Source organism: Streptomyces nidicola, assembly GCF_050106155.1.
GTDB lineage: Bacteria > Actinomycetota > Actinomycetes > Streptomycetales > Streptomycetaceae > Streptomyces.
Window position 1 is genome coordinate 3949143 of record NZ_JBNBPI010000001.1, and the last position, 12378, is coordinate 3961520.

The 12378-nt window shown below is 71.3% G+C and carries 9 protein-coding genes; all 9 read right to left on the reverse strand.

Features of this window, described 5'->3' with window-relative positions:
- Positions 1-4: 4 nt before the first annotated feature.
- Positions 5-1582, reverse strand: a complete 1578-nt coding sequence (locus tag ACOKM3_RS17865; RefSeq protein ID WP_426906817.1) for an ABC transporter ATP-binding protein — start codon at positions 1580-1582, stop codon at positions 5-7.
- Positions 1583-1733: 151 nt separating this feature from the next.
- Positions 1734-2789, reverse strand: coding sequence for a BMP family lipoprotein (locus ACOKM3_RS17870; protein ID WP_426901657.1), 1056 nt, complete (start codon positions 2787-2789; stop codon positions 1734-1736).
- 231 nt (positions 2790-3020) lie between these two features.
- Positions 3021-4082, reverse strand: coding sequence for a BMP family lipoprotein (locus ACOKM3_RS17875; protein WP_426901659.1), 1062 nt, complete (start codon positions 4080-4082; stop codon positions 3021-3023).
- A 658-nt stretch (positions 4083-4740) separates the two neighbouring features.
- The gene (locus ACOKM3_RS17880; protein ID WP_426901660.1) at positions 4741-5997 is read right to left on the reverse strand and encodes an amidohydrolase; all 1257 of its coding nucleotides are present in this window, start codon (positions 5995-5997) and stop codon (positions 4741-4743) included.
- Between the two features lie 138 nt (positions 5998-6135).
- Positions 6136-7320 (reverse strand): Cmx/CmrA family chloramphenicol efflux MFS transporter, encoded by a 1185-nt coding sequence (locus ACOKM3_RS17885; RefSeq protein ID WP_426901662.1) that lies wholly within the window; start codon positions 7318-7320, stop codon positions 6136-6138.
- 244 nt (positions 7321-7564) lie between these two features.
- Positions 7565-8590 carry a hypothetical protein gene (locus ACOKM3_RS17890; protein ID WP_426901664.1) on the reverse strand — a complete coding sequence of 342 codons (1026 nt, stop codon included), beginning with the start codon at positions 8588-8590 and terminating at the stop codon, positions 7565-7567.
- Positions 8591-8663: 73 nt separating this feature from the next.
- Complete coding sequence (locus ACOKM3_RS17895) at positions 8664-9608, reverse strand: N-acetylneuraminate synthase family protein (RefSeq protein ID WP_426901666.1); 945 nt, start codon at positions 9606-9608, stop codon at positions 8664-8666.
- 14 nt (positions 9609-9622) lie between these two features.
- Positions 9623-10906 (reverse strand): cytidylyltransferase domain-containing protein, encoded by a 1284-nt coding sequence (locus ACOKM3_RS17900; RefSeq protein ID WP_426901668.1) that lies wholly within the window; start codon positions 10904-10906, stop codon positions 9623-9625.
- Between the two features lie 38 nt (positions 10907-10944).
- Positions 10945-12270: a DUF6716 putative glycosyltransferase gene (locus ACOKM3_RS17905; RefSeq protein WP_426901670.1), complete on the reverse strand. Its 1326-nt coding sequence runs from the start codon at positions 12268-12270 to the stop codon at positions 10945-10947.
- Between the last annotated feature and the right edge of the window lie 108 nt (positions 12271-12378).

Consider the following 12378-nt stretch of genomic DNA (forward strand, 5'->3'; position numbering starts at 1 on the left):
GCCATCAGGACTCGTCCTCCGGCTCGCGCGCTGCGGGGACCGCAGGCTGTTCTACGTGTTCCAGGTGTCCCGAGGCCGCGCCCGTCATGGCCGAACCCAGCTCCTCGGGCGTGATCGTGGCCGGGTCGGCATCGGCGACGAGCCGGCCCCGGTAGATCACGCGCAGGGTGTCGGACAGGCCGATCAGCTCGTCCAGGTCGGCGGAGATCAGCAGTACGGCGAGGCCCTCGCGCCGTGCCTCGCGGATCTGGTCCCAGATCTGGGCCTGCGCGCCGACGTCGACGCCGCGCGTGGGGTGCGCTGCGATGAGGAAGCGCGGCTTGTGGCTCATCTCCCGGCCCACGATGAGCTTTTGCTGGTTGCCGCCGGACAGGGACGCCGCGGTGACGTCGATGCCGGGGGTGCGGACGTCGTACTCCTCGACGATGCGGCGGGTGTCGGCCTGCGCCGCCTTGATGTCGATGAGGACCCCGCGCGCGTTGGGCTTCTCGGTGACGTGGCCGAGGATCCGGTTCTCCCAGAGCGGCGACTCCAGGAGCAGGCCGTGCCGGTGCCGGTCCTCGGGGATGTAGCCGATGCCCTGTTCGCGGCGCTTGCGGGTGACCCAGGAGGTGATCTCCGTACCGGCCAGCTCGATGGTTCCCGAGTCGGCGTGCTTGAGGCCGATGAGCGCGTCGATCAGCTCGGTCTGGCCGTTGCCCTCGACGCCCGCGAGGCCGAGGACCTCGCCCGCGTGGATCGTGAACGAGATGTCGTCGAGGAGCGGCCGGCCGCCCTCGGCGTCGAGGCGCAGCCCGCTCACCTCGATGACGGCGCGGTCCGTGACGGTCGACTCGGCGGTCTCCGGGGTGGGCAGTTCGGAGCCGACCATCAGCTCGGCGAGCTGCTTCGACGTGGTCTCGGCGGGGACGGCGGTGCCGACCGTCGTGCCGCGCCTGATGACGGTGATCTCGTCGGCCACGGAGAGGACTTCGCCGAGCTTGTGCGAGATGAAGATGACGGACAGGCCCTCGGCCTTGAGCTCGCGCAGGTTGTCGAAGAGCGCGTCGACCTCCTGCGGCACGAGCACGGCCGTCGGCTCGTCGAGGATCAGCGTCGTGGCGCCCCGGTACAGCACCTTGAGGATCTCGACGCGCTGCCGGTCGGCGACACCGAGGTCCTCCAGGAGGACGTCGGGGCGCACGCCCAGGCCGTAACGCTCGGATATCTCAAGGATCTTGCGGCGGGCCCGCGCCCCGATCCCGTACAGCTTCTCGCTGCCGAGCACCACGTTCTCGAGGACCGTGAGGTTGTCGGCGAGCATGAAGTGCTGGTGCACCATGCCGATGCCGCGTGCGATGGCGTCGGCGGGCGAGGAGTACGTGACGGTGGTGCCGTCGATGGCGATGGTGCCCTCGTCCGGCTTCTGCATGCCGTAGAGGATCTTCATCAGCGTCGACTTGCCCGCACCGTTCTCACCCACGAGGGCGTGCACGGTGCCCTTGTTCACGGTGAGGTGGATGTCGTGGTTGGCGACGACGCCGGGGAAGCGTTTGGTGATGCCGGCCAGTTCGACGGCCGGCGGGCTCTGGGACGCGTTGATGGCGCACTCTCCTGGAGAAGGGGGCCGGGCGCCGTTCCCTGCGCTGGAGCCCCTACGTCTGCGAACGGGGCGCGGTGGGAGCCCGGGTGCTCACGGACCCTCCCGTGAGCACAGGCTCCCCGCACCCCGTTCCGCACTCATGTCGCCGCGATTACGGCTTGCTCTGAACCTTGATCTTGCCGCTGGTGATCCCCGACTTCGCGGTCTTCAGCGCCTTCTGGATCTCCTCGTCGCCGGAGAACTTCGGGTTCGAGCCCGCGAGGCCGACCTCCCCCGACTTCAGGTCACCGGTGACGACGCCCGTCTCGGGCTTGCCATCCTGGACCGACTTGGCCAGGTTGTACACGGCCTCCGACACGTTCTTCGTCGCCGAAGTCAGAATGCTGTCCTTGTACTTGGCCAGGGCCTTCTGCTCGTACTGGTCCGAGTCCACGCCGATCGCCCAGACCTTCTTGGCGGCGGCGGCCTGGATGACGCCCTGACCGGACAGGCCCGCCGCGTGGTAGACCACGTCGGCGCCCTTCTCGATCTGCGCTGCGGCGGCGGTCTTGCCCTTGTCGGGGCTGGAGAAGCCGCCCTCGTCGGCGGTCTCGGTCAGGTACTGCTTGACGACCTTGACCTTCGGGTTCGTGTCCTTCACGCCCTGCGTGAAGCCGGCCTCGAACTTGTGGATGAGCGGTACGTCGACGCCGCCCACGAAGCCGACGGTGTCGGTCTTGGTGGCCTTGGCGGCGGCGACACCGGCGAGGTAGGAGGCCTCCTGCTCGCTGAAGACGAGGTCGGCGACGTTCTTCGCCTGGACCGTGGCGTCGTCGACGATGCCGAAGGTGGTCTTCGGGTACTTCGCGGCGGCGGCCTTCACGGCGGGCGCGTAGGCGTAACCGATGCCGACGACGGGGTTGTAGCCGGCCTTGGCGAGGGAGACCAGGCGCGCGGTCTTGTCCGCGTCGGTCTCGCCGTCGGTCGGCTCCTGGTCCTCGCCCTTGTAGCCGAACTCCTTCTTGGCCTTGACCATGCCCGCGTACGCGGCGTCGTTGAACGACTGGTCGCCGCGGCCACCGACGTCGTAGGAGATGGCGATGCCCGTGGCCTTGCCACCGTTCTTGTCCTTGGCGGCCTCGCTGGACGTGCCGCCGCAGGCGGTGAGCGAGGTGGCGAGGGCGACGGTCGCAGTGCCTGCGAGCGCGATGCGGGAAACCCGGCGCATGGAATGAGCTCCTAGAGGTACAGAGGTACGTACGAGCACCGACGACGGACCGGACGGCGCTGGCTTCGCCGCAGATTAACGCGCGTAGAACGCTCGTTGAAGACCCTCATGGAGACCGTTATCGGTCCGTACTGCAACCGCGCCCCGGCTTCGTCGTGGAAGCCGGGGCGCGGCGGGTGTGTGCGGGGTGGTGCGTCGCGGTGCGGGGCGTCGCGTTGTGGTGGGGTGCGGCTACGGCTTGGTCGCCACCTTCACCTTGCCGTCGATGATGTCCTGCTTGGCCTTCTCCACCGCGTCGGCCAGGCCCGCGACCTCCTTGTACTTCGGGTTGGTGTCGGTGATGCCGACGCCGCCCGCCTTGAGGTCGAACCGGGTCACACCGGACAGCGGCTTCTTGTCGTGCACGGACTTGGCGAGTTCGTAGACGGCGCGGCCGACGTCCTTCGTGGCGGACGTCAGGATGTAGTCCTTGTACTTGGCCAGCGGCTTCTGCTGGTACTGGTCGGAGTCGACGCCGATCGCGAACTTCTTCTTCGCGGCGGCGGCCTCGATCACGCCCTGACCGGACAGGCCGGCCGCGTGATAGATGACGTCGGCGCCCTTCTCCAACTGGGCCGCGGCGGCGGTCTTGCCCTTGTCGGGGCTGGAGAAGCCGCCTTCCTGGGCGGTCTCGGTCAGGTACTGCGTCAGCACCTTCACCTTCGGGTCGGTGTCCTTCACGCCCTGGACGAAGCCGGCCTCGAACTTGTGGATGAGCGGTACGTCGACGCCGCCCACGAAGCCGACGGTGTCGGTCTTGGTGGCCTTGGCGGCGGCGACACCGGCGAGGTACGAGCCCTGCTCCTCGCTGAAGACCAGGTCCGCGACGTTCTTCGCCTGGATCGTGGAGTCGTCGATGATGCCGAAGGTGGTCTTCGGGTACTTCGCGGCGGCGGCCTTCACGGCGGGCGCGTAGGCGAAGCCGACGCCGATGACCGGGTTGTAGCCCTTCTTGGCGAGCGAGCTGAGCCGCGCGATCTTGTCGGCGTCGCTCTCGCCGTCGCTGGGCTCCTGGTCGTCGCTCTTGTATCCGAACTCCTCGTCGGCCTTCACCATGCCCGAGTACGCGGCGTCGTTGAAGGACTGGTCGCCGCGGCCGCCGACGTCGTAGGAGATGGCGAGGCCGAGGTTCTTGTCCTTGGCGTCGTCGCCCGCCTTGTCGGCGCTGGTGCCGCCGCAGGCGGTGGCGGCGAGAGCGAGACCGATGACGGCGACGGAGATGTGGGTGAGCCGGGACGTACGAGATGGACGCATGGTGAGGTGCTCCTTCGTCAACACGCCGTGCAGGGCGCTGAGTTCGGCGGAGCGTAACGCGCGTAGCGTGGCGGGGTAATCGGTTGGGCGGCGCCGTTATGCATTTGTGCCGGTGGCCCGTTACGTACTGGTTAACCGTCCCCCGGCCACGAGGCGCGGCCAACCGTCCCCCGGCCACGGGGCTCCGCCCCGGACCCCGCGCCTCAAACGCCGGCGGGGCTGGAATTGCCCACCCGCCGCTGGGCTCGAAAGATCGGGGCTCCGCCCCGGACCCCGCTGCTCAATCGCCGCAGGGGCTTGATGTGCCCACCCGTCGCGGTCGACGCCACCCCGCCTTGGGCAACCTCCGCCGGCCACGGCTCTCCACCCGTTGCGGTCGGCCGCCCCGCCTTGGGCCACGCTCACCGCCCGTCGCGGTCAACCGCCCCCGCCTTGGGCAATCTGCCGCCTGGGGCGGCAGGGTGGGCAAGGCGGCGCCCCGGTGCAGCGCACCCCTCACCACAGGCCCCGACCCCGGCACAACAGCCGGGCCCCGGACGGGCCAAAGCCCCCGGAGGGGGCGGGCGGGAGGGAGATGACCGGGCACCGGCACAGCCGGGCAGGCACCGGTGCCGCGAGCCAGGAACACGGCCCCGGCCGCGCCGCACCGCACCCCGGGCTAAGCGTCGGCGTCCAGAAGCGCCGCCGCCGTGAAGAGTTCCACGCCGACCGCGACAGCGGATTCGTCGACGTCGAAGTCGCCCTGGTGGAGGTCCCGGGAGCCCCACTCCCCCGGCGACTTCACGCCCAGGCGGGCCATCGCGCCGGGGACGTGCTCCAGGTACCAGGAGAAGTCCTCGCCGCCCAGGCTCTGTTGGGTGTCCTCGACGGATTCCGCACCACGACGGGACGTCATCGCGTCACGCAACAGGTCCGTGACCACCGGATCGTTGACCACCGGAGGGACCCCGCGGATGTAATTCACCACCGGCTTCGCCCGGTACAGGTCCGCGATCTCCTGGATCGCCCCGTGGACGAGGTCCGGCGCCGCGCGCCACGCGTCCAGGTCCAGGCACCGCACCGTCCCGGACAACTCCGCATGCTGCGGAATCACGTTGCACGCGTGCCCCGTCTCGAGCCGCCCCCACGTGACGGCCAACCCCGAGCGCGCGTCGACGCGGCGAGCGACCAGCGCCGGCACCTCCGTGGCGACCTTGGCCGCGGCGGTGACCAGGTCCGTGGTCAGGTGCGGACGCGCCGTGTGGCCGCCGGGGCCGTCGAGCGTGACCTCCAGGCGGTCGCACGCGGACGTGATGGGCCCGGGCCGGATCCCGATCCGGCCCGCGTCGACCTTCGGGTCGCAGTGCACGCCGACGATCTTCCGTACGCCGTCGAGCACCCCGCACTCGATCGCGTCGGGCGCGCCGCCCGGCAGCACCTCCTCGGCCGGCTGGAAGATCAGCCGTACCGGATGCGGCAGTTGACCTTCGCGGTGCAGCTCCGCGAGGACGAGCCCGGCGCCCAGCACGACCGTCGTGTGCACATCGTGCCCGCAGGCGTGCGCCCGGTCCGGAACGGTCGACCGGTACGCGCAGTCCGCCTTGGTGTCCGGGATCGGCAGCGCGTCGATGTCGGCCCGCAGAGCGAGCATGCCGCGACCGCCGCGCCACTCGCCGCCCTCGACGCCGACGTCACAGATGAGGCCGGTGCCGAGGCCGAGCACCCGCGGCTGAAGGCCCGCCTTCTCCAGGCGGGTCTTCAGCGCCGCGGTGGTGCGGAACTCCTGATTGCCCAGCTCGGGATGCATGTGCAGGTCGCGCCGGAAGGCGATGAGCTCGGCACGGAGCGCTTCGGGCAGCGCACCCGGCAGTGCGGCGCCCGGCACGGATTCCCCGGGCTGATCGGCCTCTGACTCTCGGGACTTCAACTCGTTCACCCTCTGAAGAGTAGGGCGATGCAGGTGCCAACTAACCCGCGATCAACAAAAGTTCAGCCCAAATGACGTAAGAAACCGGGCCGCGATGCGCATGTCGATCGCACAGGCAGGGTATGACGTCTCTTTTCGACCTGCACGTCAGCGCCCGACGAGGACGTCATCGATGGCCCCGCCACCGGCCCTCCCGCGGACCACTCGTGCGACACACGTCACAACGAACGCGAGCGCCACGAGCAACGCGCTCACCCCCATCACGCCCCGGTACCCGAGCCCGCCCCCGATCGCGAGCCCGCCCACCCACGGTCCGAGCGCCGCGCCGACGTTGAGCGCGGCCGTCGCGAGCCCGCCCGCGAGGGTGGGCGCGCCGGACGCCGCGTAGAGCGCCTGTGCGATCAGGGTGGAGCCGACCGCGAAGGACAGGGCGCCCTGGACGAAGGCGAGGACGAGGGTCGCCGCGACGTTGCCCGCGGCGAACGCGAACACGACCCAGCCGAGCAGGAGCGCCGCCCCGCCGAGCACCAGGACCCGCGTCGGATACGTGTCCGAGAGCCGACCCGCCGCGCTGACCCCGGCGAACGAACCGAGGCCGAAGAGCGCGAGCAGCACCGGGACCCAGGCCGCGCCGATCCCTGTGACCTCCGTGGCGACGGGCGCCAGGTACGTGAACGTGCAGAACGTGGCGGCGTTGACCAACGCGCCGAGCAGCAGCACCGTGAGCAGCCGCGGGCTGCGCAGGGCTCGCGCCTCCGCCCGTACGTCGCCGCGCGCGCCCGGCCCCGACTCCGCCGGCACCGACCGCAGCACGGCGATCATCGCGGGTACGCAGATCAGCGCGACGGCCCAGAACGCGGCCCGCCAGCCGAGGAGCTGACCGAGCAGCGCCCCGCCCGGCACGCCCGCGACGCAGGCCAGGGTGGTGCCGCCGAGCAGGATCGACGTGGCGCGGCCCTTGGCGTCGGGGGCGACCATGCCGACCGCCGTGGCGAGGGCGACCGCGAGGAACCCTGCGTTGGCGAGCGCCGCGACGACCCGCGTGCCGAGCAGTACCGGGAAGCTGCTGGTCAGCGCGCCGACGACATGTACGAGGGCGAAGACCAGGAGGAAGCCGAAGAGCGCCGGGCGGCGCGGCCGGCGCACGGCGAGAACGGCCGTGAGCGGCGCCCCGACGATCATGCCGATCGCGAAGGCGGACGTGAGCGCACCGGCGGCGGGGATGGAGACGCCCAGGTCATGGGCGATGTCGGGGCCGAGCCCCGAGAGCATGAACTCGGATGTTCCCTGCGCGAAGACGGCGAGGGCGAGCAAGTGGAGAGCGAAAGGCACGACGGACTCCGGGACCGTGGAGAGGGGAAGTGGTCGCGGTTCCGGCAGGCCGTGCGGCGGTGGCTGTGCGTATGTACGTACGTACGCGTGCGTGCGTCAGCGGAGGCCGGGTCCAGAAAGGGCGGGCCTCAACGGTGCGCGGAAGAAGGCCACCGGACGGCTGCCGGTGGCCGGAGTCTGTCGGACTCGGGGCTGGTCACGGGAGCGAGCGTACGACGTGCCCGGGGGCGGCGGCCAGCGGATTTCACACCGCCCGCACCACGCCCCGCGCCGACCCCGAGATCCCCGCCAGGAACCCCTGCGCGTGATCGGAGACGCCCTGCCGCAGCCACGCCGGGTCGATCTCGCACACCGCGACCTTCACTCCCGTACCGGCGAGGGCGATCGGCAGGGTGTGCACGACGGTCGAGGGGAAGCTGAGGATCGTACGGCCGATGGGGCCGCGCCGGGCGATCAGCTCCAGCGGGAGGTCGGGGCGGACGATCTCCAGGCCGGTCTCGGCGGCGAGGCGGTGGAGCTTGTCGGCGCTCTCGCGGCGGTGGGCGAAGTAGCGGGTGGCGCCGTGCGCGCGGGTCAGTTCGCGGACCGCGCCGAGGTACTGCTCCAGGTCGACGACCCCCGTTTCCACCAGGGAGGTTCCGACCATGTCGGCGCCGCGCGTGATCCGGGGCGGGCCGAACCGGGCGCGGGTCCAGGCGTAGTCGTTGGAGGTCACCGTGACGCCGTCGGGGGCCTCGGCCACCGGCATCGACGTGAACACGGACACGGAGTCGCGGCGCGCGTGCCCGGTGAGCCTGCGGCGTGCGGCCGCCGCGACGGGCCCGAAGACGAGGTCGCGCGGTCCCGACCTGCCGCCGCGCCGGTGCCAGCGCACGAGCCGTTCGCCGCGCACCAGTTGGGCGACGAACTCCATCGTGGCGGTGCCGTCGTCGACGACGACGAGCTCGCGGGCACGGGTGATCGTGAGCAGCAGCTGTACGTAGCGGGAGAACGGGTCGCCGAGGACTATCCGGTCGGCCCTGCGCAGCGGTGGGGCGAGCCCGCCGATCGTCTGGAAGGGTGCGGCCGCGCCGCCGCGGGCCTCCTCCCAGCGCACCGTGTGTCCTTCGGTGCGGGCGAGTTCGGCCATGCGGCGCAGCTGGCCGCGGGTCATCGGGTCGGTGGGCGAGAGCACCACGACGGTCGCGGTGACCTCTTGGTGGTGTGCCCACTCCAGGACGTTGAGGAGCTGTACCGGGCTCTCGACGAAGCACAACGTACTGCCGGACATGCGGGCCCTCCCGAGGGCGCCGGGCGGCCGGGCGCGGTCCGTACCGCGCCCGGCCGCCCACTGGTTGCGACCGTCAGACACCCACCGGCTCGCCGGCGGCGACGGCGATCTCCGCCTCGGCGACGACGCCCGGCACGCGGCGCAGCTTCTTCATCGGGCCGAGCTCCGACTCGTAGACCTTCTTGACGCCGTCACCGAGGGACTCCTCGATGGTGCGGATGTCGCGCACGAGGCGCGTGAGGCCCTGCGGCTCCACGGAGGCGGCCTGGTCGGAGCCCCACATGGCGCGGTCGAGGGTGATGTGGCGCTCGACGAAGGTGGCACCGAGGGCGACCGCGGCGAGCGTGGTCTGCAGGCCCGTCTCGTGGCCGGAGTAGCCGATCGGGACGTTCGGGTACTCGGCCTGGAGGGTGTTGATGACGCGGAGGTTGAGCTCCTCGGCCTGCGCCGGGTACGTCGACGTGGCGTGGCACATCAGGATGTTGTCGCTGCCGAGGACCTCGACGGCGTACCGGATCTGCTTCGGCGTCGACATGCCGGTGGAGAGGATGACGGTGCGGCCGGTGGCGCGCAGGGCGCGGAGCAGCTCGTCGTCCGTGAGGGAGGCGGAGGCCACCTTGTGGGCGGGGACGTCGAACTTCTCGAGGAAGGCGACGGCCTCGGTGTCCCACGGGGAGGCGAACCAGTCGATGCCGCGCTTCTTGCAGTACTCGTCGATGGACCGGTACTCGTCCTCGCCGAACTCGACGCGGTGGCGGTAGTCGATGTACGTCATGCGGCCCCAGGGGGTGTCCCGCTCGATGTCCCACTGGTCGCGCGGCGTGCAGATCTCGGGGGTGCGCTTCTGGAACTTGACGGCGTCGCAGCCGGCCTCGGCGGCCACGTCGATCAGCTTGAACGCGTTGTCCAGGTCGCCGTTGTGGTTGATGCCGATCTCGCCCGTGATGTAGACGGGGCGGCCGGGGCCGGCCTCGCGGGTACCGAACTTACGGATGCGGGAAGAAGACACGTTGGACATGGTTCTGGCGTTCCTTACTTGTTGAGGGAGTCGAGAGAAGGGCCGAGGATCCAGCTGGCGATCTCTCGGATCGCGCCTTCGCCTCCGGGGACGGTGGTGACGGCGCGTGCGGCGCCGCGCACGACGTCATGGGCACTGGCGACCGCCACGGGCCAGCCCGCGAGGGCGAAGCACGGGAGGTCGTTGACGTCGTTGCCGACGTAGAGCACGCGCTCCGGCGCGATGCCCTGCTCCTCGCACCACTGCTTGAGTGCGAGGTCCTTGCGGTCGATGCCGTGCAGGACCGGGATCTTGAGCTTCCGGGCCCGGGCGGCGACGACCGGGTTCACTTCCGTGGACAGGATCAGCAGTTCGAGGCCGCTCCTGCGGAGGGCCGCGATGCCGAGGCCGTCACCGCGGTGCACGGTGACGAACTCCCGTCCTTCGGAGTCGATCAGCACCTTGTCGTCGGTCTGGGTGCCGTCGAAGTCGAGGACGACCGCGTCGACGTCCTCCCTGGAGGGGAGGACGGACTGCTGGTCGAAGAGGGGGGCCAGCGCGCGGGCGCGCGCGAGGTCGTGCGGGTCGTCGATCTCCAGCACGCGCGCGGGGTCGGTGCGCACCAGTTCGGTGCGGCCGAAGAAGCGGTGCTCGTGGCGGCGGAAACCGCTGGTCTCCATGCCGTAGACGGCGCCGGTCTCCAGGAGGTCCTGGGGCCGGTCCTGGCGCATCTGGCGCTGCGACTTGTCGTGGTTGACGCCGTAGCCGCCGCCGGTCGCGGTCTTCCGGTCGGCGAGGACGGCGACGCCGCCCGCCTCGGCCGCGGCGCTGTGCACGGTCGCGGGCCGCGGCTCGTCGTCCTCGTGGCGCCATACGAACCCGTGGAACGCCGCGACGGTCAGCGCGCTGTCGGCGCCGCCGTCGAGGATCGCGCCGACCACCGCGTCGATGTCCTCCCGTACGAGGAAGGGGCTGGTGCACTGGACGAGCAGCACCACGTCGACGGCCGCGCCGTGCAGCGCCTCGTGCGCGTCCATGGCGTGCAGAACGGCGGCCTCGGAGCTGGACTTGTCGCCCGCGATGGCGGTGGGCCGGGTCACGACCTCGGCGCCCGCGTCCCGCGCGGCGGCGGCGATGGCGGCGTCGTCGGTGGAGACCACGACGTCGGTGACCTGCCGGGTGGCGAGGCACTCGCGGACGGCGCGGGCCACCAGGGGCACGCCGCCGACCGGGGCCAGGTTCTTCGCCGGTACGCCCTTGGAGCCACCACGCGCGGGGATCACCGCGAGGACGCGCCGTACGGGCACGGGATCGGTCATGTGCGCTTCTCCTTCAGGGAGTTGAGGATTTCGAGGGCTCACAGCTCCCCCATCCGCCGGATCACGGGGGCGACGCGCTGCACCCCGTGCCGGTAGGCGCCACGGGCGGCCCGGCGCACGACCTGTCGCACAGGGCCCGGCGCCCGGTCGGCGGCGGGCGCGCCGGGCAGCGGGCTGCCGTCGGGGGCGAGGTGGTGGCGGGCGAGGATGCGCGGCAGGTAGCCGGGGGCGGTGGTGCGGCTGTAGTAGGGCGTCAGCGGGGGCCGGTCCTTCGCGAGCAGCTCGGCGACCTTGGCCCGCGCGCCGTCGAAGGCGCTTGCGTACGTCCCGTCGGCCGCGACACCCTGCCGGGCGAGCCAGTCGGGGTCCGGTTCGGGTCGCGCTCCCGCGTCCAACTGGTCCCAGGAAACGAGGCAGTTGGAGCCGGTGAAGTGGTGGTTTCCGAGGGCCTCGCGCACGCCCAGGTCGGTGAGCAGCGCGGTCGGGATGCGCCGGTGCAGCGATTCGAGGGCGGCGGTGGAGCTGACCGTGACGAGCAGGTCCGTACGGTCGAGGACCTCGCCCATGTTCCCGTACACGAGCCGGAAGTTGGCCGGCAGTTCGCGGCGCTGCGCGAGCTTCTGGTAGGGGATCTCCTCGATGTGCGTGGTGTGTTCGCCGGGCTTGCTGCGCAGCTTGAGCAGCACCTCGCGGTCGGGGTGCGACTCGGCGTGCCGGACGAGGCGGCCCAGCAGGTAGTCGCGGTCGGCCGCGGTGTCCGGCACGGACGGCTGCGCCGCGAAGGTCACCGTGTACGGGTCGCGTTCACCGGCGTACGGCTCACCGCCGAGGAACGGCAGCGCGCACTCGGTCACCGCGGAGGCGTCCGCGCCCACCCCCTCGTACACGGCGCGGAACCGGTCCGCGTCGTAGCCCGAGTTGGCGAGCACCACGTCGGCGCCGTGCCGCAGGAGGAGGCCGTCGGCGAGCTTCTCGTAGACGACGCCGACATAGCCGGTGACGACGACGGGGCGGCGCGCCGCTCCCCGCCAGGCGTGGGCGAGGCCGTGCAGGACGGCCTGGACTCCCCCGCCGACGAGGGCGAGCAGCACCACGTCGTATCCGCGCGACTCGCTGTCGCCGGACGCCGCCGACTCCATCTCGCGCAGGAATTCGACGGCCGTGACCTCGCGCAGGCTGTCGGCGCGGACGCCGATCTCGCGGAGCTGGCGCGGGGTCGGGGTGGCCCGGCCGCGCAGCAGATAGCCGTCGAGGGCGACACTGTCGGGGGCGATGCGGGAGGCGGTGAGCGACCCCCATTTCCACCGGGTGTCGGAGTCCGCGAGCACGGCGACCCTGAGCTGCTTTCCGTTCCTTACTGGCACGATGGAAAACCTAGGAAGCAATTCCGAGCCGCGGCCCAACCGGAATGCAACAAAGGGTTAACAGCACACCGACGAATGGCGAATCGGCCCCGGAAATGGCCCCCGCCA